We start from the raw sequence: 24,453 nt of genomic DNA on the forward strand, positions 1-24,453 counted from the left end.
GATGTCTGTAGAGGTGAACGCGCAGGAAGGGGCGCAGGCCGCGGAGGCGGTGATTGAAACTCGCCAGCTCTATAAACGCTTTGGTCAGGTGACCGCGCTGGAGAACATCAATATTCGTATCGCGCGCGGCGAGTTTGTCGCCATCATGGGCGCGTCCGGTTCGGGTAAAACCACGCTGATGAATATTCTCACCTGTCTGGATACGGTGAGTGAAGGACAGGTATTGCTGGACGGCGTCGATGCCGCTGGGCTGGATGAAGAAGGGCGGCGCCAGTTCCGTGCCGATAAGATTGGGCTGGTATTCCAGCAGTTCCACCTGATTCCATTTTTGACCGCGCTAGAAAACGTAATGTTGGCGCAGCACTACCATAGCGTGGTGGATGAAGCGGCGGCGCAGCGCGTGCTGGAACAGGTTGGGCTGGCGCATCGCGTCGATCACTTACCGAGCCAGCTTTCCGGTGGTGAGCAACAGCGCGTGTGTATCGCTCGTGCGCTGGTGAATGAGCCTCCGGTGATTTTCGCCGATGAACCGACGGGGAATCTGGATGAAGAGAATGAACAGCGGGTGCTGGATCTGCTGAAAGATCTGCATCGGCAGGGGCGCACCATTGTGATGGTGACGCACAATCCTGAGTTAGGTCGGTTTGCTGACCGCATTATCCGCCTGCAACACGGCAAGTATTTTGGTGAAGAGGTGAATCATCATGAAATGGCGTAACGTGATTACCGCGCTGTGTCTGCTGGGCGCAGCGGCACTGAGCGGCTGTAAGGAAGAACAGGTTAGCGTCGGCGCGCAAGCACCGGCGCTGGCGGCCTACGATCTGTCAGGGCAGCAGGTGGATCTATCACGCTGGCAGGGGAAAAGCGTGTACCTGAATTTCTGGTCGTCGGGCTGTGGTGGCTGCATGATCGAAATGGGCGCGCTGGAGAAACTGAGTCAGGAATATGGCGATAAAGTGGTGGTGGTGGCGGTTAACACCGATCCTGACGGCGTGGATGTCACCTCAATGCTGGCGCATCATAAGGTGACCTATCCGGTGGTGCGCGATCAGTTAGGCATTACCAAAGAGCGCTATCAGGTCAGCGGTACGCCGACTTCATTTATTATTGATGCGAACGGCAAAGTGATCGATCAGCATCAGGGCGCGAGGGATGAAGCGCAACTGACCGAACTGTTTCAGAAGCTGGCAAGCCGGACATAAAGACCGGCTTATTTCCACAGCATGTCAAGCGTGCGTTTACTCTGTTCGTGAAATCGGCACCTGAACTTCCACAATCACTGGTTCCGGTTTCACCCGCATGGCGTAGATCACTCCGATAATCAGGCAGGTGATGCCACAGAGCGTCAACAGCGGCGGCCAGGATTGCCGGATGATGAAGGCATAGGCAAGCCCCGCCAGCGTTTCAAACACAATTAACGGCCCCACCAGCACCGTCGGCAGACGCTGGCTGGCTTCATTCCAGAACAGCGTACCGATCCACGAACAAAACAGCCCAATCGCCAGCATCAGTGGGATGAAGACCTCAGGCCGTGGGCCGAACGGCTGCGTAAAGGTGCTATCCGTTAGCGCCAGATGGCCACAGACCACGATATACCCCAACAGCGCCAGCGGTAGCGTAACCAGCCCTTGCGCCGTGGCCCAGGTGGTCGGCGTATTGCCTTTGTGGTCGCGCAACCAGCGGGCGTTGCGTAGTGGATACCAGGTCCAGCAGACTACGGCGAGAAAGGCCATCGCAATGCCGCTGGCATAACGCCATAAATCGAATGTGGCCGTACTTGCCTTCAGCTCTGCAATATTGACGCAGACCAACCCCGCCGCAATCAGCAGCAGCGACGGCAGCAGCCGACGCCAGGCTACGCGGCCATCGTGCTTGCTATACAACACATTCGCGGTGACAGAAATCACCACGGGCAGGGTGCCGATAATCATCGTCGAGATCGGTGCGCCCGTGCGCTGAATCGCACTGGCGAGCAGAAAGTAGTACAGCAGATTACCGATAATCGTGAGCTTCGTGGCCTCCAGCCAGTCGCTACGGGTTAGCTGGCGCAGACGACGGCGATCGAGCCACGCCAGCGGTAAGGCAATCAATCCAAAAGCCAGATAGCGTCCAGTGGACTGCAAGGCGGCAGAGTAGTCCGGTACGAGCACTGGCCCAACGAAAATCAGCCCCCACATCAGTCCGGCGGCAAGCGCAAATAAAACACCAATCAGCATAATAAACCCGTTTTTTCACAATAGTGCATCGCGCCAGTCTAGGGAGAGTCAGCGGCAAATTATTGTAGGATATTGCTGTTTATTCCCGTCATACTTCAAGCTGCTTGTGCGTTGGCTGCCCTTACTCACCCCAGTCACTTACTTGTGTAAGCTCCTGGGGATTCGCTCGGTTGCCGCCTTCACGCAACTCGAATTATTTAGGGTATATCATCTGTGGGGAAGCGGTGAAAGCATGCGTGCTGAAAGCGTTAGCGGCGAACTGGATACACCTGCTTTTGGTAGCGAATGGGCGTGACGCCATAGCGCTGGGCAAAGGTGCGAGTCAGATGCGCCTGATCGGTTAACCCGACGGCGACGGCGACATGGGCGGCCGCCATACCGTGCGTCAGCAACTGCTTGGCCTCATACAGTCGAATCGCCATCAGCATCTGGTGCGGCGTGACATGAAACTGGGCTTTGAACTGGCGCAGGAAATGATATGGACTCAGGGAAACCAGCGCCGCCAGCTCTTTTAAGGTAATCGTGTGGGCGAAGTTTTCCCGTAAGTAAGCCTTCACCACATCAAAGCGATGGAACGGTTCAATAATCTGACGTTGTGCAATACGCGCGTGAGGCCGGAAAAGCGCAATCAGCGACAGCAGCAGGCTTTCACTCGCCAAGGGATCGGTCGTCTGCCACATGGCGGCCAGCGTCATCGCCAGTTGACGCGCAGTAGCGGGATCGTGGCGTACGACGTCGGTAAACCACCAACCTTTCTCGCCGGAGACGTTCTCCAGCACATCGGGCGGGATATAGATCATGCGATAGCGCCAGCCATCTTCCGTCGCGGATTCCCCCGTGTGCAGCTCATCAGGGTTCATCAACACTAACGAATCGACAGGCGCAATGTGCTTGGCTCCACGATAGCGGAACCGCTCCGCACCGTCGTCAATAGTGCCGATGCCAAACGCCTCATGCGTGTGTGGCTCAAAGGCATAACGGCAGATGTGCGCGTGATAAAGCTCGATGCCGGGCAGCGCTGGCAAGTGCCGGAATTGGGCATAGTCTCTCTCATCGGTAAAGTGTTCCGGTACGCCCTGCATGCTGCCACCTTTTCTCTGATTCTGACCGTCATCATAGCAGTGATAGCACATCAGCTTGAAGTCGTGTGTCCTATTTAGCTTGAGAAGAAATACGCGAAAAAGGGAATAAAAGCGCGGAGATAAATAGACCAGAAAGGAATAAATCATAGCGAAATGGTTGATTGACGGTGCGCATGTGACAAAAATGATTCCATATAACTGTTTGATTTTAATGTTTATGTCTATTCCTTGTTAGGTAAGGCTGCGCGGCAGACATACCGTTAGTATAAAAAAATATAATCAACTCCATTTGCTTATTTGTTCTGACTCTCATTACTTGCATCAATATTGCTATCTGTAATAAAGAACAAGGGAGTGAAAGGTGAACTTTCAGCAACTGAAGATTATTCGTGAATCAGCACGGTGCAATTACAACCTGACCGAGGTGGCGAATACGCTGTTTACCTCTCAATCCGGCGTGAGTCGCCACATCCGCGAGCTGGAAGAAGAGCTGGGAATTGAAATCTTCATCCGTCGCGGCAAGCGCCTGTTAGGTATGACCGAGCCAGGGAAAGAACTGCTGGTGGTGGCTGAGCGCATCCTGAATGACGCCAGCAATATCCGGCGGCTGGCGAATGTTTTCACCAATAACGACACTGGTCAACTGGTGATCGCGACGACGCATACACAGGCACGTTACAGCCTACCGCCAGTGATTAAAGCCTTCCGCTCGCTGTATCCGCAGGTGCGTCTGGTACTGAATCAGGGCACGCCGGATGAAATTGTGGCGATGCTCCATTCCGGTGAAGCCGATATCGGTATTGCCAGTGAGCAGTTGATTAACGATCCCTCGCTAGCGGCGTTTTCCTACTATCGTTGGCACCATTCGGTGATTGTGCCGGAGTACCATCCGCTGGCGCAGGAACCCGTTATTACGCTGGAGATGCTGAATGCGGAGCCGTTGATTACCTATCGCCAGGGGATTACGGGGCGTTCACGTTTGGATCGTGCGTTTCAGGCGGTAGGTATGTCGCCGGATATTACGTTGAGTGCGCAGGATTCGGATGTGATTAAAACCTATGTTGAGCTGGGGCTTGGGGTGGGGATTGTGGCCGATATGTCATTCGATCCGGTGCGTGACAAAGGGCTGGTACGGTTGAATGCTGAGCACCTGTTTGAAGCTAACACGGTCTGGCTGGGGTTAAAAAAGGGACAGTTACAGCGTAACTATGCCTGGAAATTTATTCAGCTATGTAATACAGAACTGTCGCTGGATGACATTAAAGATAAGGTGTTCTCGGATAACGATGAAGCGGTGATTGATTACCAAATCTGAATGACATAACCGTTTCCTAACCCGATGCCCAGCCAGCATTTTTTCTGACTGGGCAGGTCTTTTCCTTTCGATTTCGTCGCGATTTTTTGTGCCGCGATGCCCGCCGTTTACTGTACTTGATTCAGCATAAATATGGTTTATCGTGCCGATAATCTGCTTGATCTGATCGTGCTGCAATAGTAGCATTCCTGCTATAACAATAACTTATGTCTGTATTTTTGTTAAGTGATACAAATACTTGTGCATTTTTATTGAATAATTATGTTAACGGTTTTGGCATCACAATAAAAAATTCACCCTAAATAATTCGAGTTGCAGGACAAAACGTGTGCGTTTTGAACAACACATATGCAGCTTGAAGTATGGCGGGTTAATCCATCAGACATCCTTCTCACTAGTCAGTCACCTCCACGTTGATTTTTTCGGTTCGCATTGCGCCGGAGTCGCGCTAGCGCCATGTTTATGATGGCGGGGAGTTTAAAACGGAAAATGACGATGAAAACACAAAAAATCAGCCTTGCCTGGCAAATCCTTATCGCATTGGTTCTGGGTATTGCACTCGGGGCCGTGCTGCATGAACAGCAAGAAAGCCGCCAGTGGCTCATCAGTAATATTCTTAGCCCCGCGGGCGACATCTTTATCCGCTTGATCAAAATGATTGTTGTCCCGATCGTGATCGCCACGCTGATTGTCGGGATTGCGGGCGTAGGGGATGCCAAAAAGCTCGGACGCATCGGTTTCAAAACCATCCTCTATTTTGAAATCATCACGACAGTGGCGATTATTCTTGGCATCACGCTGGCTAATGTCTTCCAGCCGGGTCACGGCATCGATATGTCGACGCTGACCGCCGTTGATATCTCGCAGTATCAAAAGACCACCGAGCAGGTGCAGAGCAGTTCGCACAGTCTGGTGGGGACGGTGCTGTCGCTGATTCCGCCGAATATCTTTGCGGCAATGGCACACGGCGAAATGCTGCCGATCATCTTCTTCTCGGTGCTGTTTGGTTTGGGGCTATCTTCGTTGCCGAAAGATCACCGCGAACCGCTGCTGAACGTCTTCCGCGGCGTGTCGGAAACCATGTTCAAGGTGACGCACATGATCATGCGTTATGCGCCAGTTGGGGTGTTTGCGCTGATTTCTGTCACGGTTGCCAACTTCGGTTTTGCGTCGCTGTGGCCGTTAGCCAAGCTGGTTATGCTTGTTTATGCCGCGATTTTCTTCTTTGGGCTGGTGGTGCTCGGTATCGTTGCACGTCTGTGTAAGCTGCGTATTACCCTGTTAATCCGTATCCTGAAAGATGAGCTGATCCTCGCATACTCCACCGCCAGTTCCGAAACCGTGCTGCCGCGTATCATCGAAAAAATGGAAGCCTATGGCGCCCCGAAGTCGATTACCAGCTTCGTGGTGCCGACCGGTTACTCCTTTAACCTCGATGGCTCTACGCTGTACCAAAGTATTGCGGCGATCTTCATCGCACAGCTCTACGGCATCGAGCTGTCGATTGGGCAGGAAATCGTGCTGGTGTTAACGCTGATGCTGACGTCCAAAGGCATTGCTGGCGTGCCGGGCGTGTCGTTTGTCGTGCTGCTGGCGACGCTGGGCAGCGTCGGTATTCCGCTGGAAGGTCTGGCGTTCATTGCGGGCGTTGACCGTATCCTCGACATGGCACGTACGGCACTGAACGTGGTGGGAAATGCGCTGGCGGTGCTGGTCATTGCCAAGTGGGAAAACCAGTTTGATGAACAGAAAGCACTGGCCTATGAGCGTGAGCTTAAAGGGATAAGCACGGAACCAGCCCAACAGGGATAATCCCGATATAGTTTGAATAGCTTATGAACGGGCGCGTCGAGTGATCGAGGTGCCCGTTTATTTTATTGATCGACCGTCATGCTGCGTGGCTATCTATCACGCTGGTTTCTAAGGTTTGTGTGCGCCATAGCGCCTGTTCAATACGTTCGGCATCCGTTGCAAAAGGCAGAAGAGCGGCAATTTTCGGCGTGATTTTGACGTTCTGTGCGATACTTTCAACCCGCTGTGGACGTTCGTTCAGGCCGAGGGCTCTTAGCGTGATCGGGCTACCGTAGCGGCGCAGTTGAGCGAACAGCTCTTCGCGGTCGGCATCGTTATCGTGTTCCAGAAACGCCTGTGCAGCTAGCCCAAAGCCCACTTTCTCGCCGTGCAGCCAGTCATGCAGTTCCGGCAGGCGCGTCATGCTGTTGTGAATCGCATGGGCGACACCAATGCGTGGCACCTCATCTTTCATGCTGTTTGCCAGACCCGCCAATGCGATGACGGCGTCGATCACGCTGCGCAGGGCTGGCGTGACCAGACCTTGCTCATTATCCGCGATGGCCTGCTCGCCATACGTATTAAATGTCTCTACGGCCAGCCGTGCGGCCTGCGCTTTTAGCGCCAATGCCAATCCGCTATCGCCGTGACGCAAATAGGGTTGAAATTCGTACCATTTCGCCAGTGCATCCACGATACCAGCTTTGAGGTAGCGTGAAGGGCTGCGGGCGATGATCTCGCTGTCTACCAGCACCCACACGGGTAAGCGCGTTAGCGGAAATGCCCCGTTGTGTGCGCCGCTGTCACTGTATATCACGCTGATAGGTGACCAGGCGGCGCAGGTCGCGGCAATGGTGGGGACAGCGATGACGGGAATTTGCCCCAGAATATCGCCGACAGCTTTGGCGACATCCAGCACGCGCCCGCCACCGATGCCTAAAATCAGTTCTGCGCTGAATGTTCGTGCCTGTGCGGTCAGCGCTTCTATCGCTGGCTTGGTGCAATCGCCCGGCAAAAATTCGACCTGATACCGTAAGCCGTAATCACTGAGGCTGCGTTCGACGGCATCCGACGTCGTTTTCCATGCCTGTGGGCTGGTAATAATCAATACTGTGCTGGCGTAGGGCGCTGCATATTCGCCGACAGAACGAATGACGCCATCACGATTCAGATAGGTTTGTGGCGCTTGTATTGCAATCATGTGCGCGATCTCTCATCTCTGTGGGGAAAGATAAATCAGTTGTAGCAGCGATGCAGAACGCCGCAAAAGAACAATTCTGGCTATGAATGGACAGATTTCGCATAACCAGAATGGGTGTAACGCGCAAGCTAGCGCTGCATTCCCCAGCGTTTTACCGTGACCTTTTCGATGGTGGAAAATACCAGCCCTTCGACCAGCAGCCCGATGATGATGACGGAAGCCAGCCCGGCAAAAACGCGGTCGGTGTAAAGCTCGTTACGGTTCTGGAAGATGTACCAGCCCAACCCGCCGTTGCCGCTGGATGCGCCGAAAACCAGTTCAGCGGCAATCAGGGTGCGCCAGGCAAACGCCCAGCCGATCTTCAGGCCGGAGATAATCGACGGCAGCGCGGCAGGTATTAGGATCGCGCTAATGTAGCGAAATCCGGTCAGGCCGTAGTTGCGGCCTGCCATGCGCAGCGTTTCCGAAACGCCGAGAAAGCCGGAGTAGGTATTCAGCGCCATCGGCCACATCACGGAATGAACGAGCACGAATACCAGACTCTTTTCTCCCAGCCCAAACCACAGCAGCGCCAACGGCAGTAATGCAATCGCAGGCAGCGGATTGAACATGGAGGTTAATGTGCCTAAGAGATCACGTCCGAAACGGGTGGAAACCGCCAACGCGCTGAGGGCGAGTGCCAGCAGGCTGCCAATGACATAGCCTTTCAGCAGCGTGCCGAGTGAAACCACCATCTTCTGCGGCAGTTCACCGCTAGCGAGATCGTCGTGGAAAGCCTGAAAGGTTTGCAGGAAGCTCGGCAGCATCAGGTCATTGTTTTGCCAGCGCGCGGCGAACTCCCATAGGATGAGCAGCCCAGCCAGCAGTACCAGCTTGCGCAGCCAGGTCTGATTCCACAGGCGCGTCGTCAGCGGCAGAGGCTGGGTGAGGGTAAAATCTTTCAGCGGTGTGAGTTCACGCTGATACTCGGGCCGCACGGGGGGCTGAATGCTCATAGGGTTTACCTTGCGTGGATGTGACGGGTGAAGGTGCGTCAACATCGGTCGGAAAAAGAAGATGGTGAATGCGTTGCGCGGTGCTCTGAAAGGCTTCGCTGCCCTGATCGTTTAGCACAAACTGATGGCAGTTGATTTCCGCCCGCACGCGGCCCGGATGCGGTGAGAGCAGCAAAACCCGGCTGCCGACGATCAGTGCTTCCTCAATCGAGTGGGTGACAAACAGCAGCGTGAAGCGCACCTCTTCCCACAGCGCCAGCAATTCTTCCTGCATTTTGCGGCGAGTCAGTGCATCCAGCGCGGCGAACGGCTCATCCATCAGCAGCACTTTCGGCTGCATGGTCAGCGCCCGCGCGATGGCGACGCGTTGCTTCATCCCACCGGATAACGTATGCGGATAAGCATCGGCAAATTTCGCCAGCCCGACCTTATCGAGAAAATAGCGGGCGCGTTCTTCTGCGTCGACTCGCGTCGCCTGACGGCTGGCAACCAGCGGAAACAGCGTATTCTCCAGCACGGTTTTCCACGGTGGCAACTGGTCAAATTCCTGAAATACCATGATGCGATCTGGCCCCGGTTTTGTGACGCGCTCGCCGTCGAGGCGGATTTCACCGTCTACTGGCGACAGAAAGCCGCCGATAGATTTGAGCAAGCTGGATTTACCACAGCCGGAAGGCCCTAATAGCACAAAGCGCTCGGCGGGAAAGACGTCAAAACTCACATCATGGGTGGCGCGTACCAGACTGCGCCGCGTTCGGTATTCCAATCCGACGCCGTCAACCTGCAACAGCGGCTGGTCAATCGTGTCGTGAGTGTGGTGTGTCATGCGTGTTCTCCTGCGTAGCGACGAGGTTCTCGTCGAATGAGCGCGACTCTGAGCATTCAGCTGCCCGGCTGTTCGTGAATTTCTGCAAAGAAATAGTCTTTCCAGGAGGCGGCTTTGTTTTTCAGTACGCCAAGCTGGTGCAGCTTTTCGGCATAAACGTAGGTGCGTTCAGGGGTGATCGTGAAATCGATCTCGGGATCGGCGACGATGCGTTTCACCAGTTCAGGATCCAGTTTCGATTTCTCTACCCGAATGTAGGTGTCGGCCGCTGCTGCTTTATCTGCTTTGACGATCTGCGAGGCTTCCTTCAGTGCGTCGTAGAAGGCACGGTAGGTTTTTGGGTTCTCATCATGAAATTTCTGCGTGGTATAAAGCACGTTGAACGTTGCCTGACCGCCCAGCACGTCATAAGAACTCAAAATTTTGTGCACATTGGCATGTTCTAACGCCTGATATTGGAAAGGCGGGCTGGAGAAGTGGGCGTTGATCTCGGAACCGCCAGCGATAAGGGCCGCGCTGGCATCGGGATGCGGCAGGCTGACGGAAATCTTGTCGAAGCGTTTGAAATCCTCCGCGCCGTAGAGCTTCGCAGTTTCAATTTGCAGCGTGCGTGACTGGAAGCCAACGCCAGCAGCAGGCACGGCGATACGATCTTTATCGATCAGATCACGGACGGATTTCACCGCCGGGTTATTGCTGAGCAAATAGTTGGGCATGGAGCCGAGTGAGGCAATGGCTTTCACATTTTGGCGGCCCTGCGTGCGGTCCCACACGGTTAGCATCGGCGGAACACCGGCGGAGGCCACATCCAGCGCACCGGACAGCAGGGCTTCGTTGATTGCTGTCGCGCCAGAAAGCGTGCGCCAATCTACCTTGATATCCAGCCCTTGCTGTTTACCGTGTTTCTCTATCAGGTTTTGGTCGCGCACCACATCCAGAATCAGGTAACCAATGCCAAACTGCTGCGCGATGCTGATGGTGCCTTCAGCATGCGCGCCAAATGCCGTTAACGTCAGGCCAATCATGGCGGCAAGGCGTGTGAAACGCGTCGATTTTTTCGCGGGTAGTGAGGGATTCATTATCGTTGTCTCATTATTAATAATAGGGTCGAAAATAAAATAGAGAATAATCACAAGATATTATTTCAATAAATTATTCGTCGTAAATAATATATTAAAGAAGGCATCCTATTTTCTTAGCGCGTTGCAGCTAAAGTGTTTTTTGGAATAAGTTAGAATAAATGAGATTTTAAATATCCTTGCGTGTGATAAAACAAATAAATAACCTATTTAGCTAAATATTTGCTATAGATAGTCTTATTTGTCACTTATGGATAAAAATCTGCGCGTTATAGTGGGCAATATATAAATGTCTATTGTGGTATACAGAAAAAATATGCCTGTTTTTACTCATCATTATTTACGCGATTATTTACGCGATCGGTTGACAGAGAATGACGTGGACGCGTCAATTGCAGAGATTGTGGCGGATAACCTCGTCGAATCCAGCCTGAAAGGGCATGACTCGCACGGTGTGAGCATGCTGCTGCGCTATATCGATGCGATTCGGGAAGGTGGACTTTCACCCCACGCACAGGCGGAAAAAACGCTGGATTTTGGCCCGCTGATTTCGTTCGACGGCCAGCAGGGCTTTGGTCAGGTGGTGGCAAAACAGGCCGTGGCAGAAGGCATTGCGCGTGCACAAAAGCATGGTCTGGCGGTGGTGAGTTTAGCTAATGCTCACCATCTGGGACGCATCGGCGCGTGGGCAGAACAGGCCGCGGAGGTCGGGCTGGTGTCGCTGCATTTTGCCAACGTGTATACCAAACCGGTGGTGCTGCCGTGGCAGGGCCAGCAGGCGCGTTTCGGAACGAATCCATTCTGCGCCGGGATTCCAGTTGAGCATGACGATCCGGTGATTCTGGATTTTGCTACTAGCGTGATTGCCGGTAACAAAGCCCGTATTGCGTGGAATGAGGGTAAACAGGTTGCACCCGGCTGTATCGTTGATAACGAAGGCAATCCGACGGTGGCTCCCCGCTGGCTGATGGAACAACCTCTGGGGGCGCTACTGCCGTTTGGCGAACATAAGGGATCGGGGCTTTCGCTGGTTTGTTCGCTGCTTGGCGCAGCGCTGACCGGTGGGAAAACCGAACGCACGGCGAAAGGCGAGGGTAAGCAGATTATTAATAGCATGCTGTCGATTTTAATCGATCCGCAGAAATTAGGCGGTGCGGCAACCTATCAGCAGGAAATTCCGGCCTTATTAGAATGGGTGCGCCAATCCCGTGATGACGACGCGTTATTGCTGCCCGGCGATAAAGAAAAGCAAACTTATCATCAGCGGCTGGAGAACGGTATTTTTGTCGATGATGTCAGTTGGGGGCAGTTATCTTATTTAAATAACAAAGTGGCTTGAGGAATTAATTAATAATTTATTAACTTATTTAACTGGTTTTAATTTATCTCAATACAGAAAAAGAGATCCGACGTAGTGCCATGAAATCGCGCCATAAGGTCATGCCATAAATACGCGCGTTGACGCTACATATTTTGTATCGCGTTCGTGAAGGCATCTATCGTCACCTCAATCTGTAATCCGTATTTCAGGAGAATATTATGCACCTTGCTCGATTCCCCCGTTTATCACTGGGCCATTTTCCCACGCCGCTGGAGGCGTTACCGAACCTGTCTGCCTATCTGGGCGGTCCGACGATTTACATCAAACGTGACGACGCCACAGGGCTGGCGACCGGCGGCAATAAAACCCGCAAGCTGGAGTTCCTGCTTGCCGATGCGCAGCAGCAGGGCGCGGATGTCATCATCACGCAGGGCGCGACGCAGTCTAACCATGTGCGACAAACTATTGCGGCGGCGGCAAAGCTGGGCTTGAAAACTAAGGTGCTGCTGGAAAAACGCGTGGAGGACTACGGTGAAGACTACCAGCGCTCCGGTAACGTGCTGCTGGATAACCTGCTCGGCGGTGAAATTATCGATCATCTGCCCGCCGGCACAGATATGCAGCAGGCGATGGAAACGTTAGCGGAATCACTGCGCAAAGAAGGATTGAAACCTTATGTCATCCCCGGCGGCGGTTCCAGCCCAGTAGGCGCGTTGGGCTATGTTGCCTGTGCGGAAGAGCTGTTATTTCAGTCCAGCCAGCAGCGTCTGCGTATCGATCATATTGTCCATGCAACGGGCAGCACCGGCACGCAGGCAGGATTGGTGACCGGGCTGGTGGCGACGAACAGCCAGATTCCACTATTAGGCATCAGCGTTAGAGCGCCGAAAGCGAAGCAGGAAGAGAATGTTTACGCGTTAGCACAGCGTACCTGGCAGCTGCTGGGGATTCCGGGCGAACTGCCGCGTAGCGCGGTGCAGGTGAATAGCGACTATGTCGGTAAAGGGTACGGCATTCCAACCGAAGGAACGCTGGAAGCGCTCAGGCTATTGGCACAGTTGGAAGGAATTTTGCTCGATCCGGTCTATTCCGGCAAAGGAATGGCGGGGCTGATCGATCTGATTCGCCAAGGGCATTTTCGCGCCGATGAAAACATTGTTTTCATCCATACCGGCGGTTCGGCGGGGTTGTTTGGCTACCGTCAACTGTTCGAACAAACGGCCGCGCAATGAGTACGCCACTGATTGGCGTGCTGGGCGGGATGGGGCCGCTGGCGACGGTCGATCTGTTGCATAAAATTGTTGAAGAAACGCCCGCCAGTCGCGATCAGGATCATGTGCCGGTGGTGGTCTGGAACGTACCGCAGATTCCCGATCGCCAACAGGCGCTGGCAGGCACCGGTGAATCGCCACTGCCGACGCTGTTGCACGCTATCCGGCAGCTTAATCGCCTGTCGGTCAGCCATATTGTGGTGCCGTGCAATACGGCGCACCACTGGTTTGACGCGTTGACGGAGGCCAGTGATGCACTGCTGCTGCATATTGCCGATGCCACGCTGCACGCGCTGACACAGGCCGATGAGGCAAAGGCATCACCGCGTAAAATCGGGCTGATTGCGACTCACGGGACGCTCAATGCAGGATGGTATCAGCAGCGTTTTGCCGCGCAGTTAGGTGCGGAAACCGTGGTGCCGAATGAACAGGAAATGACAACGCTCTTCGTGCCGGGGTGCTATGCGGTAAAGCGTGGCGAGCTACAACATGGTGGGCGGTTGCTGGATCAGTTAGCGGCACAGCTGGTGGAACGGGGAGCAGAACGTCTGGTGCTAGCCTGCACGGAAGTCCCGCCTGCGCTGGAGGCGGTGTCGTCACGCTGGCGGGACATCAGTATCGATCCGACACGTGCGCTGGCGCAGGCCTGCGTTCGCCTCTGGCAACAAAAATAAAAGCCGCCCATTATTGGACGGCTTTTAGGTAGAGAGAACCGAATTACAGGAAGCCGTACATTGCAGCGAACACCCAGCCAAAGACGCAGGATGTGCTCACGCCGATCAGACCCGGCAGAATGAAGCTGTGGTTGATAACGAAACGGCCGATTTTGGTGGTACCGGAACGGTCAAACTGGATAGCCGCCAGATCGCTTGGGTAGGTCGGCAGAATGTAGTAACCATAACAGGCTGGCGCAGACGCCACGATATACGCAGGATCCACCCCGATGGCTAGCGCAACGGGGACAATCGCCGCCAGCGCCGCTGCCTGCGAGTTAACGAACTTGGACACAATCAGCAGGATAATGGCGTAAGCCCACGGGTAGACCTTCACCATTGAGCCGAGTGTGCCTTTGATCTCTTCCAGATGTGCGCCGAACATGGTTTCCGCCATCCAGGCGATACCGTATACCGCGACGATGGCAATCATCCCCGAACGGAACACTTCATTCTTCGAAATCGAAGACGGATTGGTTTTGGTCGCGATAATGATGATGGCGCCGGAAAGCAGCATAAACATCTGAATGACCAGCACCATCGACAGCGGCTTACCGGCAAAGACCGGACGCAGCTCTTCAACGGCACCCAGAATCGCTACCGCAGCGATGGTTGCCAGAAAGATCCACATGGCAACCCAGTTACTGCGCGGCAGTTTTCTGTCCAGCAGAGTGGCTGTATCGCCATACACATACTGTTTGTTTTCTGGATCGGCGATGAATTTCTGAAAGTCTTCATCCTTGTCCAGATCCTTGCCACGGAACCAGCTGAAAATCCCAATCGCCAGAATACCCAGCAGGGTAGAGGGAATGGTAATAGATAGCAGATCGAGGAATCCCAGATGTTTGCCCTGGAACGTGAAATTAGCCAACATGGCAACCAGCGATACCACCGCAACAGAGACCGGACTGGCGATAATCCCCATCTGAGCGCCGATCGAGCTGGCGGCCATCGGTCTTTCAGGACGGATATTATTCTTGATGGCGACATCATAAATAATCGGCAGAATGGTATACACCACGTGGCCTGTACCGCACAGGATAGTCAGAATACAGGTAACAAACGGCGCGATAATCGAAACGTATTTCGGGTTACGCCGCAGCATACGTTCCGCGATTTGTAGCATGACATCCAGCCCGCCCGATGCCTGAAGCGTTGCCGATGCAGCTACCACGGCAATGATGACCAGCATGACGTCAACGGGCGGTTTACCCGGTTGTAGTTTAAAAATAAAGACCAGAATAACAAGTCCAATCCCGCCTAATAAACCCAGCGCGATCCCGCCTTTTCTTGCCCCGTAAAAAAGGCAGATCAGGACAATGACTAATTGAATGATGAAATCCATAGTAGCCCCATTACATTGCTCAATATACTCGTCATACTTCAAGTTGCATGTGCGTTGGCTGCGTTCATTCACCCGAATCACTTACTTGAGTAAGCTCATCGGGATTCCTTCGCTTGCCGCCTTCCTGAAACTTGAATTATTTAGAGTAAGTAATGAACTGATTAGTTAGAATTAAAATTAGTGAGTTTTTACTGCGGCTACTATATGGACGGGTTGTTATTTATTTTCTTGATCTAAATCTATTAATTTTTATCTTTGCGCTATTTCCTGAAAATAAAAGATCTCGCTCGCAATAATTGCGTCTTTTTGGTTTCTTTAGTTTTTTAAGTGTAAGTTTAATTTATTAATGATTCAAGTGAGTGTCTATCGATGTGGTTGTTAATGAATGACAGGTGGTTTTCAAAAGTGATTAAATTCTTGTTCTTATTTTGTTGTACTTTGTGTTCTTTTACTTTTTATTCTCGTTAACGTTAACCGCAAAAAACCATACCCTAACACCTCTTTTTCTACCTCCAACGAGGTATTTTTGCATATTGTATTGTTTTTAAATGATTAGTTTAAAAAATAATAAAATGAATCCCTTTTTGGTAATGAAGTCAACGTCAGACCGCCGAGTCATGGCCGAAAAATAAAAATAGTCGCCATGTTGTCGTTATTCACGTCAGAAATATATACCCGTCATACTTTAAGTTGCATGTGCGTTGGCTGCGTTCAGTCACCCGAATCACTTACTCAAGTAAGCTCATCGGGATTCCCTCGCTTGCCGCCTTCCTGAAACTCGAATTATTTAGGGTATAGCTGACGGGTTTCCTGCTGTTTTTACATTGGATGCGAAGAGGGAGGCACTTTATAGTTTTATTGGTTATTAATATATTTATTTTATAAATATTTTAGAATATATGGATGCGGCTTATTTTCCTTCCTAAATAGGATATAGCCGCACATCAGCGTTTGTGTTCTGAATTCACGTTCTTAGAGGTGCACGAAATAGGTCGCTAACTGACGCAGCGTCTGTTCATCGAGCGTACCGGCGTAGTACCGCAACTGTAACCAGGCCGTCAGCCAGGTATAACGCGCTTCGGTCAGATCGCGCCGTGCGCCGTAGAGCTGCTGTTCGGCATTTAGCACGTCAAGATTCACGCGCTCCCCGCCCTGAACGCTCTTCTGTGTGGCGGTGACCAGCGCCAGCGCCGACTTTTCCGTCAGCTCATAGGCGCGAATTTTCGCCTGACTGCTGGTGACCAGATTAAACTGGCGACGCAGTTCCGTCTGGATTGTCGCCGTCTGTTCGTCCTTTTCCCGCGCGGTTTGCTGATAGCGCTCCTTTGCCTGACGCGTCGCGGCAGAGACACCGCCGCCAGCAAAAATCGGTACGCTGACGCGGATACCAATCGACCGCGTATCGTATTTCTGGTTGTAGCTGTTTTCGGTATCCGACTGCGTATTGCGCGTGCTGGCAACCAGCGTGACCTGCGGCAGGTGACCCGCCCGGTTACGTTCAATGCCGTATTTCGCCACGGCCAGCGATTGGTTTAGCGCCAATAGCTGCGCGTTGTGGCGGAGCGCCAGCGATTGCCAGTGCTGATAGCCAGCAGGCTGAAGCGCCTGCGGCGTAAAGCGTAGCGTTAACGCCGCAAGCTGATCCACGCCAACGGGCATCCCCAGTAGCGTTTCCAGTTCACGCAGGCTGATATCCAAATTGTCCTGTGCTTCGATAAGCTGCGCTTCCGTCAGATTAACGCGCGCTTCGGTTTCCAGCATATCGGTGCGAGTGCCTTCTCCCTGCTGGAAGAGACGTTGATTCAGTTGATATTGCTCGCGATATGCGCGCTGCTGTGCCTGAACCAAGGCGATCTGCTCGCGGCTAAACAGCACGTTGGTGTAGGCCTGAAACAGGCGCACCAATAGCTGCTGGCTGGCATCGCGCAGCTGTTCATCTGCCAGCACGGCGCTGGCTTCACCCTGTTGATAGCGCGACCACGCCGCGTAGTCGATCAACGGCTGTTGCAGGGAAAAGCTGGAAGCGCGGCTGGTGTAATCACGCTCCGACTGCTGACCACCCGCCGTCACCGTGGAATCGTTACGGGACTGGCTGTAGTCATAGGTGACTTTTGGCAGCAGCCCGGCGCGCCCGATGTTCTTCTCTTCGCTGTCGGCATTACGCGCATGCACGGCGGCCTGAAAAGCCGGATCGTGCGTCAGCGCCTGCTGCCAGGCTTCCATTAATCCCAGTGCCTGACTCGGTGCGCTGTAGATCAGCGTGAGAAAAAGCGGGACGGCATAACTGGAGCGGATCGCCGCGCGATAAACGGATGAAAAGCGCAGCATGATTACTCCTCGGTCAGCGCCAGATGCAGGCGGTCAGAAAGCGGTTTGAACAGGTAGTTGAGCAGGGAGCGTTCACCAGTACGAATGAAGGCTTCCACTGGCATGCCGGGACGAACGTCCAGCCCGGCGAGTTGCTGCTTACCCTGTTCATCGACGTGAATGCGTAAGGTGTAATAAGGTTTTCCTGTCTGCTGTTCGACTAACTGATCGGCGCCGATCAGCGCGACAACGCCGGAAATACGCGGCGTGGTGCTTTGGTTGAACGCAGAAAACAGCAGCTCGACGGGTAGCCCGTTGCTGACTCTGTCTACCAGTTCGATAGGCAGCTGTGCGTCAATCAATAGCGGTTGCCCATCAGGAACAATCTCCATCAGCATCTGCCCGCTATTCACCACGGCGCCTTCGGTGTGCAGCGCCAGCCCGACTACCGTGCCGCTGGCAGGGGCGCGAATGTGCGTGTGCTGAAGTTCATACTCCGCCGTTTTCAGCCGCTGGGTGAGATCCTGAATGGAACGCTGGGTATCGGCGAGCTGGGCGCGCACCTCTTTCTGATATTCGTTCTGGCGCTGCTGGATCTTTTGCTCCAGCTCGACGACCTGCTGCTGGAGCTGTATCTGATTATTCCGTTCCTGCGCCATCGCGCCCGCTAACTGGGCGGCCTGCCGTTCGACGTCCAGCAGGCGATTACGGGCGATATAGCCTTCTTGCGCCAGCGGATGCAACCCGCGTAGCTGTTCGCTGATAATCTGGAATTGCGTCTGGCTGCTGGCCAACAGCGCTTGTGATCCCTGCGACTGCGCTTTTGCCCCGATGATGGCGGCCTGCATCGCCGCGCGTTCCTGTTGTAGCGCAGCGCGACGGCTGATGAAGAGCTGCTGCTGGGCGATCTGAATTTGTTGCGTGACGGTGCTGTGTTGCTCTGTGGGAGCAGGGAAGGCGATCGTACTGAGATCGTCGCGTTCCGCCAGCAGACGTGCTTCGCCCGCGTGCGCTTCCTGAAGCTGCGTGACGAGATTATCGCGTTGCGCCTGAGCGGGCGTTTGGTCCAGCGTGGCAAGGATTTGCCCTGCCTGCACGTGGTCACCATCCCGTACGGTGAGCGAGGCAATGCGTCCGCTACTGACGGGCTGCACGGTTTTGCGGTTATCCGCGACGACGACCCGGCCGGATACGGCGACTCCTTTATCCAGCGGTGCCATGCCGGCCCAGAGGAGCAGGCCACCAAAGCCTGCCAGAACCAGCCAGAGGCCGTACTTCAAATAGCGTCCGGCGTCGGTGTGTAACGGCATCGCCGCGACGTTATCCGCCACCTGAGGGAGGGGCGTTGTCGGCTGTGATGTGACTTCGCGTAACGCGGACATGGTTATCCTCTTCTTTCCGTGATGCTGTTCTGACGACAGACGTTTGCTATCAGTGGGCTGAATTTCATTTATCCGGTACGGCGCGGCGAGACGCCGGTGCGCTGTACACCATACTTAGCCCGGCTGAACTCGGTTCCTTTGGGATAAAGGCATTTGCGGCGTCGGCTGTCTTAACTGGCGCAGGTTTCACGCTGGGTGATGTGGCGATAGGAGCCTTGGCGGGTTTGGCGCGCTGTAGTTCTTTCAGCACCTGCTCTGTTGCACCGAAATACTGGATTTGTCCGGCGCGTAGGACTAACAGCTTGTTGGCGCAGGAAAGTAGTGCGGGTTTGTGCGTGATCAGCACCTGTGTGCTTTTGGCTTCCTGTTGGGCGGCAATCGCGGCCAATAAGGCTTTCTCGCCGTCGTCATCCAGGCTGGCATTCGGTTCGTCCATCACAATCAGGCGCGGCTGGTTGTAAATAGTTCTGGCCAGGGCGACACGTTGCTTCTGACCACCGGACAGCCCGGCACCGCCTTCACCCAGCAGCGTATCGTAGCCCTGCGGCAGCCGCAGAATCATCTCGTGAACGCCCGCTGTGACGGCGGCGGAAACGATCTTTTCTGGATCTGGCTGAGTGAAGCGGGCGATGTTTTCGACAATCGTCCCGCTGAAAAGTTGAACATCCTGCGGCAGATAGCCGACGAAGCGGCCCAAATCGGCTTTGTCCCACTGGTGCATGTCTGCGCCGTCCAGCCTGACTTTGCCACCGAGGGCGGGCATGGCGGCAACCAGCAGACGGGCGAGGGTGGATTTACCTGAACCGGAAGGCCCTAATACGCCGAGCACATCGCCAGGAGCCAGTTCAAACGTGATATTAGCGAGTATGGGCGTACGCGTGTTGGGGGCGTTGGCGCTGAGCTGTTCCACCTGAAGCTTGCCTTCTGGTGCGGGCAGCGCCATGCCAGCGGGACGTGCCGGGTGATTATCGAGTAAGAGATTGACACGCTGCCAGGCGAGACGCGCCTGCATCCACTGTTTCCAGACGCCAATGATCTGATCGATCGGGCTGAGTACGCGACCCACCAGAATGGAGCCCGCAATCATCATGCCGGGCGTGATATCGCCCTTGACGGCCAGCAGTGCGCCCAGACCCAGCATCAGCGACTGAAGCGCCAATCGGGTGCTTTTCGTCAGTGAAGTAATGTTGGCGCTCTTTTCGCTGGCAACATTCTGATAATAGAGAAAAGATTTGTGCTGCGTTAGCCAGCGTTCGCGCATGGCGGGCAGCATTCCCATCGCTTCGATGGCATCGGCATTGCGCAGGTTAGCGTTGGCCTGCTGCGTTGCCTGAACGGTGTTTTGTGCGGCTAAGGCCAAGGGTTCGCGCGTGAGTTTTTGATTCAGCCAGGCCAGCACAATCAGGATGATCGCCCCTGCCAGCGCCATCACGCCCAGCCAGGGATGAAGTAAGAAGATCACCAGAAGGTAGATCGGAAACCACGGCGCATCAAAGAAGGCGAACAGTGCGTTTCCGGTGGCGAACTGGCGCAGGGCGGTAAGATCGTTTAAGGCTTGTCCGGCTCCCGCCGTCCCGTTCTTGAGATTGCTTTCAAACGCCGCATTGTAGATGCGCTGATTTAGGCGCATGTCCATCTGCGTACCGAGGCGGATCACCACGGTGCTGCGTATCCATTCCAGTAATCCCATCAGTAAAAACAGGCCCAGCATAATGATCGTCAGCATCGCCAGTGTCATCGTGCTGCTGGACGGCAGTACGCGGTCATAAACTTGGAGCATATAAATCGCCGGTGCCAACATCAGCAGGTTGATGACGGCGCTGAACAGGCCAATTCCCCAGAATCCCTGACGGTAGGCGGCCAGCGCGTCAATAATCTCCCGGCCTGATGAAGCCGGATGGGATGCGGGCATGGGATGTTCCTTTTTCAATAAAGTGCCATCGTTCTCACCGTGGTTTACCCACAAGGTGGAAGAGGGAGGCGGTTAGACGTACCGCTATTGACGCGGTTTGCCAACGGTTATTACACTCACTAGACCGTCGCGGTGCCGTGCCCGCCATACTTCACGCTGCATCCGTGCAACGCGAAATATTGAGGGTATATACTCTCTCCGTACCGCGACGGTGTTCACTCAAACGGCTAAAAGCGTCATCTTTTAGCCGTTTTCTTATGCCGCCAGCAGATCGGCGGTCTCTGCGACGCCCACAACGTCAACCACTGTATCGGCAGAAAGTGCGGCATCGGCGGTCGCCGTGGCGAAGCTCAGGCTATCCAGGCTCGCGTTAATATCGATACCCGCATTGGTCAGCGCAGTCAGCAGCGGCTGAACCTGTCCGCTCATCAGACCGTAAATCACGTCATGCACCACGCCGCGATCGCTAACGGTCTGGTTGGCAATATCAGTGGAGAGATCCAGCCCGCTGAAGGTCACTTCCGGTTCAGCAAGAGAATACGTGGTACCAGCCGTGGTGCCGCCTTGCAGGACATTACCGAATGACAGGCTGTCCAACTGACCCCACAGCGTGTGGGCAGGAGGGGAGAAGAGGCTATAGGTCAGATCGCCGCCTGCAATAAGTGCAGAGAAGTCGTTCTGCGTACTCGTGATCGCATATTGAGTACCGTCTATAAAGGTGTCGCCGCCGTAAAAGCCCCCGGTATTATTGCCACCGACTTGTGTGTTACCCGCGGTATGATTAACGTCACCAAACGCTGCCGACCATTCAGTCAGGTAGCTGGCAATGCTGTAATTGGCATAGTAGGCATCGTAGGTAATTGCAAAACTCATAATAGATTCCTCATTAACTAGCGATCTACAGGCACGGTCATCCGTGTCTGTCGTGAAAGAGGATGAGCCATCCCATCCCCTTTGTTTTCCTGCCTCCCGCGTGGGGAAACAGAGAAATTAGAATCGATACTCCACGCCAGCCTGCACCGTTCTTCCCCGGCTTGGCGTGTAACCCAGTGATTCGCCATAGCTCACGACGTAAGTACGGTTAGCGATATTCTCAACGGAACCGCGCACCGTCAGGCTGTCGGTCAGACGATAGCTGGCGTACAGATCGTAAACTTCATATTTGGGCCAGTCGGCTAAATAGGCGGAGTTGGCCGGTGCGGCAGCATCCTGATAGCCGGGAGCAAAACGCATCGTGACCCCCATATCCAGCTTGCGGTCGAAGACGCGCGTCCCCAGCGTGACGGAACCGCGGTCGCCCGGCAGATAGGCGGCGTTGCTGAATAACAGCGTTTTCTGGCAAGAGGCATCGCTGGCTGTGGTATCGACAGGCGTGGAGTAGTAGTTGCCTCGGGAACCACCGACGGTTGTGACGCCGCCCATCCAGGCCACCGGCGCACAGAAGTCGTTATTGCCGATCATGTGGGTGTAGGTGGCATCGACATATAAAAAGCCCGCGTCGTAATTAAGCTGGTATTCCATACCACGGAAGCGGCTCTTTGCCAGATTGTTCTGGAACACGGAATTACTGAGGGAATAGCCGTTATAGCCCGGTTTATTGCGCGCGCCGTTCAGACTGATGTAGTTATTTATCCGAGTGTCGAAATAGGACACCTTGGTGACCAGCCTGTCGCCGTCAGTGAACAATTCTGGTTTCTGAATATTGAACCCGACCTCCCAGGCGCGGGAACGCTCCGGCTTAAGGTTGGGGTTCGGATACAGGTAATAGTTGCCTGCGCTGTAAGTGCCGTTGGCAAAGGTTTCGCTGACTGACGGTGGTCGCCAGGATAGGCCATAGCTGGTGTACAGCTGTAGCCATTCAACGCCGGGGCGGACGCCCGCAAACAGCGTGGGGGACAGCTTGCCGTGTTCGTCATCGACATTCCAATCCTGCGTGGTGGTCACAAACGGCGGGCAGAGCGCGATCGACCGTGCAGTGCAGGGATTGGTGACGGTATAGGGGATTTCCCGATAGCTGATGCTGGTGGTGCCGCGTAACCGGTAGCGATCGTAACGCAGGCCGCCTTGCAGTGTTACCCATTCGTCGTATGCGTAATTCAGATTCGCGAACAGACTGGCCATCGCACGGTTTCCTTCCGGAGTGGCGTTACTGGCTGTGCTATTGGTGCTGTCCGTGGTGATTTTGTCGTAATAGAAGTCCAGCCCGTAGTCGGCTTTCAGATCGTGCGCGCCCTGCTGCCACAGCGTTGAGGTATTTTGCGCCTGCGCCCCGTACGTGCGTAACCGCGTGCTCTCGTGATACGCGCTGGTATTAGAGAGGGCATAGTTATTGGTGTCGTTATTGGTATCGGCGTAATAAATCTTGGCCTTAAAATCCAGCCAGCGCTGATTGTCTGGCTTCAGGCTGTAATCCAGCGCGGTACTGCGCGCCATAATCTCGCTGTGTCCGCTGGCTTTCCAACCCAGTTCGGTATTGGAAAGGTTGGACAACGTCCCGGCGTTTTCAGAAGAGGTTTGCGTTTGCATATAGCTGAGCTGGAAGCGCTGGTTAGCAGGAAGGTTCCAGCCGATTTTCGCCAGCCGCGAGCGCATGGTGTAAGCTGAGCTGGTCACTTTCTGATGCTTTAAGTTATTCGCCCACTCTTCGTAATTACTTGAATTGCCTGGGATACGGATATTACCGAGGTTGCCATCATTGCCCGGCCAGTAATTGCCCAGATGACGCTCGCTGGCACCGACTAGAATGTCGCCGCGTTCGTTACCCAGTGCGAGTACGCCGCTGCCGATAAAATGCGTTCCATTGTCGCCCGTGCTGGCGTGCAGTTTTCCGCCCAGCTCTTTACCCGGAGCGAGAAAATCGTGGGCGTTGACGGTATTAAATGTGGCGACACCGCCCAGCGTACCCGCGCTGCCCATCACGTTTGTCGCGCCTTTTTCAATCGTCGCGCCGGAGAGCAACTCTGAATCGATATACATCTGCCCGTTGCGCTGACCGTAGCCGGTTTTTTGAAAATTCTGCCGCACGCCGTCAATGTTCATATTCACGCGACCGAAGTCCTGTATTCCGCGAATGTTGACCGATAGCGAAGGGTCCTGCTGGCTGACGCTGGAGTAAACGCCAGCGGACTGCTCCAGCATATCAGCGGCGTGGCGGGAAGGGCGGTTATCCATCTGCTCGCGTGAAATGACGCTGATGGCGCGCGGTTGTTCATAGATCCAGTCGCCCGGATTGGCGACGGTAAACGCGCGTACCGTCATCACGTCGTCTATTTTTGCCGTATCGACGTTGATTGAGCGAGGGCGCAGGGTAATGACGCCATTGCTGCCGATCTGAAAGTCGACTGGGTTGGCACCGATCAACTGGCGCAGCCCTTGCTCTGGCGTGAAGCGCCCTTGAAGCGCGGCGGCCTGCATATTTTCCAGTTTGACGTCAGCAAAAAACACCTGTAGCCCCGCCTGTTCGGCGAAACGCAGCAACGCGCTGCTCAACGGCTGCGAGTTGATGGAAAAGGCGGTGCTCTGACGGGCCGCTTCCTGAACGCTGGCGGCCTGCGTTTCTGCTTGCGCATAGTGGAGCGAGCCAGACAACGACAGTGCGATGCCGACGGCGAGAGAAAGTGGATTACGTTGTAACAAGCGGTTGTCTTGCTGTTGTGTTTTTTTAAACATTTTTCGCCTGGTCTGCCATCCGTTAAAT

At 54.3% G+C, this 24,453-nt stretch carries 19 protein-coding genes; 7 read left to right on the forward strand and 12 right to left on the reverse strand.

Going from position 1 to position 24,453, the window contains the following annotated elements:
* The first annotated feature begins 1 nt into the window (after position 1).
* Positions 2-718 carry an ABC transporter ATP-binding protein gene (locus tag K7X24_RS06135; protein ID WP_103862065.1) on the forward strand — a complete coding sequence of 239 codons (717 nt, stop codon included), beginning with the start codon at positions 2-4 and terminating at the stop codon, positions 716-718.
* Complete coding sequence (locus K7X24_RS06140; RefSeq protein ID WP_103862064.1) at positions 705-1,202, forward strand: TlpA family protein disulfide reductase; 498 nt, start codon at positions 705-707, stop codon at positions 1,200-1,202. The genes K7X24_RS06135 and K7X24_RS06140 overlap by 14 nt, the downstream gene beginning before the upstream one ends.
* 36 nt (positions 1,203-1,238) lie before the next feature.
* Here the strand turns inward: K7X24_RS06140 and K7X24_RS06145 are convergent, their stop codons facing one another.
* Together K7X24_RS06145 and K7X24_RS06150 are read right to left on the reverse strand one after the other, a co-directional pair.
* Entirely contained in the window at positions 1,239-2,216 is a 978-nt protein-coding gene (locus tag K7X24_RS06145) for a DMT family transporter (RefSeq protein WP_224553680.1), read from the reverse strand.
* Positions 2,217-2,464: 248 nt separating this feature from the next.
* Positions 2,465-3,298, reverse strand: coding sequence for an AraC family transcriptional regulator (locus tag K7X24_RS06150; protein WP_224553683.1), 834 nt, complete (start codon positions 3,296-3,298; stop codon positions 2,465-2,467).
* Positions 3,299-3,659: 361 nt separating this feature from the next.
* Here K7X24_RS06150 and cbl point away from each other — a divergent pair, with 361 nt between their 5' ends.
* Positions 3,660-4,613: an HTH-type transcriptional regulator Cbl gene (gene cbl / locus K7X24_RS06155; protein ID WP_224553685.1), complete on the forward strand. Its 954-nt coding sequence runs from the start codon at positions 3,660-3,662 to the stop codon at positions 4,611-4,613.
* Positions 4,614-5,108: 495 nt separating this feature from the next.
* Positions 5,109-6,425 carry a glutamate/aspartate:proton symporter GltP gene (gene gltP / locus K7X24_RS06160; protein ID WP_224553687.1) on the forward strand — a complete coding sequence of 439 codons (1,317 nt, stop codon included), beginning with the start codon at positions 5,109-5,111 and terminating at the stop codon, positions 6,423-6,425.
* Positions 6,426-6,501: 76 nt separating this feature from the next.
* On the opposite strand, the gene K7X24_RS06165 is transcribed toward gltP, so the two are convergent.
* The 4 genes from K7X24_RS06165 to K7X24_RS06180 form a co-directional block, all read right to left on the reverse strand.
* Positions 6,502-7,605, reverse strand: coding sequence for an iron-containing alcohol dehydrogenase family protein (locus tag K7X24_RS06165; RefSeq protein WP_224553689.1), 1,104 nt, complete (start codon positions 7,603-7,605; stop codon positions 6,502-6,504).
* A 128-nt stretch (positions 7,606-7,733) separates the two neighbouring features.
* Positions 7,734-8,600: an ABC transporter permease gene (locus K7X24_RS06170; protein WP_224553691.1), complete on the reverse strand. Its 867-nt coding sequence runs from the start codon at positions 8,598-8,600 to the stop codon at positions 7,734-7,736.
* A complete protein-coding gene (locus K7X24_RS06175) occupies positions 8,560-9,426 on the reverse strand; it encodes an ABC transporter ATP-binding protein (RefSeq protein WP_224553693.1) in 867 nt (288 codons plus the stop codon). The genes K7X24_RS06170 and K7X24_RS06175 overlap by 41 nt, the downstream gene beginning before the upstream one ends.
* Positions 9,427-9,482: 56 nt before the next feature.
* Positions 9,483-10,505 carry an ABC transporter substrate-binding protein gene (locus K7X24_RS06180; RefSeq protein WP_224553696.1) on the reverse strand — a complete coding sequence of 341 codons (1,023 nt, stop codon included), beginning with the start codon at positions 10,503-10,505 and terminating at the stop codon, positions 9,483-9,485.
* Positions 10,506-10,821: 316 nt separating this feature from the next.
* On the opposite strand from K7X24_RS06180, the gene K7X24_RS06185 reads away from it, so the two are divergent.
* The 3 genes from K7X24_RS06185 (at position 10,822) to K7X24_RS06195 (ending at position 13,771) form a co-directional block, all read left to right on the forward strand.
* Positions 10,822-11,844: a malate/lactate/ureidoglycolate dehydrogenase gene (locus K7X24_RS06185; protein ID WP_224553698.1), complete on the forward strand. Its 1,023-nt coding sequence runs from the start codon at positions 10,822-10,824 to the stop codon at positions 11,842-11,844.
* Between the two features lie 200 nt (positions 11,845-12,044).
* Positions 12,045-13,058, forward strand: coding sequence for a D-cysteine desulfhydrase (locus tag K7X24_RS06190; RefSeq protein WP_130621990.1), 1,014 nt, complete (start codon positions 12,045-12,047; stop codon positions 13,056-13,058).
* On the forward strand, positions 13,055-13,771 hold the full coding sequence (locus K7X24_RS06195; RefSeq protein WP_224553700.1) for an aspartate/glutamate racemase family protein: 717 nt from the start codon (positions 13,055-13,057) through the stop codon (positions 13,769-13,771). Before K7X24_RS06190 ends, K7X24_RS06195 begins: the two co-directional genes overlap by 4 nt.
* A 43-nt stretch (positions 13,772-13,814) precedes the next feature.
* On the opposite strand, the gene K7X24_RS06200 is transcribed toward K7X24_RS06195, so the two are convergent.
* The 6 genes from K7X24_RS06200 to K7X24_RS06225 all read right to left on the reverse strand — a co-directional run bounded on the left by K7X24_RS06200 (position 13,815) and on the right by K7X24_RS06225 (position 24,425).
* Positions 13,815-15,155, reverse strand: coding sequence for an anaerobic C4-dicarboxylate transporter (locus K7X24_RS06200; protein WP_039535534.1), 1,341 nt, complete (start codon positions 15,153-15,155; stop codon positions 13,815-13,817).
* Positions 15,156-16,127: 972 nt separating this feature from the next.
* Positions 16,128-17,483, reverse strand: coding sequence for a TolC family outer membrane protein (locus K7X24_RS06205; protein WP_224553702.1), 1,356 nt, complete (start codon positions 17,481-17,483; stop codon positions 16,128-16,130).
* Positions 17,484-17,485: 2 nt separating this feature from the next.
* Positions 17,486-18,844 (reverse strand): HlyD family type I secretion periplasmic adaptor subunit, encoded by a 1,359-nt coding sequence (locus K7X24_RS06210; RefSeq protein WP_224553705.1) that lies wholly within the window; start codon positions 18,842-18,844, stop codon positions 17,486-17,488.
* A gap of 64 nt (positions 18,845-18,908) precedes the next feature.
* Positions 18,909-20,756 (reverse strand): type I secretion system permease/ATPase, encoded by a 1,848-nt coding sequence (locus tag K7X24_RS06215; RefSeq protein WP_224553707.1) that lies wholly within the window; start codon positions 20,754-20,756, stop codon positions 18,909-18,911.
* Between the two features lie 255 nt (positions 20,757-21,011).
* Positions 21,012-21,629, reverse strand: coding sequence for a heme acquisition protein HasA (locus tag K7X24_RS06220; protein ID WP_010309465.1), 618 nt, complete (start codon positions 21,627-21,629; stop codon positions 21,012-21,014).
* Between the two features lie 117 nt (positions 21,630-21,746).
* A complete protein-coding gene (locus tag K7X24_RS06225; protein WP_224553709.1) occupies positions 21,747-24,425 on the reverse strand; it encodes a TonB-dependent receptor in 2,679 nt (892 codons plus the stop codon).
* Positions 24,426-24,453: the final 28 nt, after the last annotated feature.

It is taken from the genome of Pectobacterium versatile, from assembly GCF_020166435.1.
Classification (GTDB): Bacteria; Pseudomonadota; Gammaproteobacteria; order Enterobacterales; family Enterobacteriaceae; genus Pectobacterium; species Pectobacterium versatile.

Excerpts from the sequence above, each read along its gene's own strand:
- K7X24_RS06135 (WP_103862065.1), top strand. The coding sequence starts at position 2 with ATGTCTGTAGAGGTGAACGCGCAGGAAGGGGCGCAGGCCGCGGAGGCG.
- K7X24_RS06140 (WP_103862064.1), top strand. The coding sequence starts at position 705 with ATGAAATGGCGTAACGTGATTACCGCGCTGTGTCTGCTGGGCGCAGCG.
- K7X24_RS06145 (WP_224553680.1), bottom strand. The coding sequence starts at position 2,216 with ATGCTGATTGGTGTTTTATTTGCGCTTGCCGCCGGACTGATGTGGGGG.
- K7X24_RS06150 (WP_224553683.1), bottom strand. The coding sequence starts at position 3,298 with ATGCAGGGCGTACCGGAACACTTTACCGATGAGAGAGACTATGCCCAA.
- gltP (WP_224553687.1), top strand. The coding sequence starts at position 5,109 with ATGAAAACACAAAAAATCAGCCTTGCCTGGCAAATCCTTATCGCATTG.
- K7X24_RS06165 (WP_224553689.1), bottom strand. The coding sequence starts at position 7,605 with ATGATTGCAATACAAGCGCCACAAACCTATCTGAATCGTGATGGCGTC.
- K7X24_RS06170 (WP_224553691.1), bottom strand. The coding sequence starts at position 8,600 with ATGAGCATTCAGCCCCCCGTGCGGCCCGAGTATCAGCGTGAACTCACA.
- K7X24_RS06175 (WP_224553693.1), bottom strand. The coding sequence starts at position 9,426 with ATGACACACCACACTCACGACACGATTGACCAGCCGCTGTTGCAGGTT.
- K7X24_RS06180 (WP_224553696.1), bottom strand. The coding sequence starts at position 10,505 with ATGAATCCCTCACTACCCGCGAAAAAATCGACGCGTTTCACACGCCTT.
- K7X24_RS06185 (WP_224553698.1), top strand. The coding sequence starts at position 10,822 with ATGCCTGTTTTTACTCATCATTATTTACGCGATTATTTACGCGATCGG.
- K7X24_RS06190 (WP_130621990.1), top strand. The coding sequence starts at position 12,045 with ATGCACCTTGCTCGATTCCCCCGTTTATCACTGGGCCATTTTCCCACG.
- K7X24_RS06195 (WP_224553700.1), top strand. The coding sequence starts at position 13,055 with ATGAGTACGCCACTGATTGGCGTGCTGGGCGGGATGGGGCCGCTGGCG.
- K7X24_RS06200 (WP_039535534.1), bottom strand. The coding sequence starts at position 15,155 with ATGGATTTCATCATTCAATTAGTCATTGTCCTGATCTGCCTTTTTTAC.
- K7X24_RS06205 (WP_224553702.1), bottom strand. The coding sequence starts at position 17,483 with ATGCTGCGCTTTTCATCCGTTTATCGCGCGGCGATCCGCTCCAGTTAT.
- K7X24_RS06210 (WP_224553705.1), bottom strand. The coding sequence starts at position 18,844 with ATGTCCGCGTTACGCGAAGTCACATCACAGCCGACAACGCCCCTCCCT.
- K7X24_RS06215 (WP_224553707.1), bottom strand. The coding sequence starts at position 20,756 with ATGCCCGCATCCCATCCGGCTTCATCAGGCCGGGAGATTATTGACGCG.
- K7X24_RS06220 (WP_010309465.1), bottom strand. The coding sequence starts at position 21,629 with ATGAGTTTTGCAATTACCTACGATGCCTACTATGCCAATTACAGCATT.
- K7X24_RS06225 (WP_224553709.1), bottom strand. The coding sequence starts at position 24,425 with ATGTTTAAAAAAACACAACAGCAAGACAACCGCTTGTTACAACGTAAT.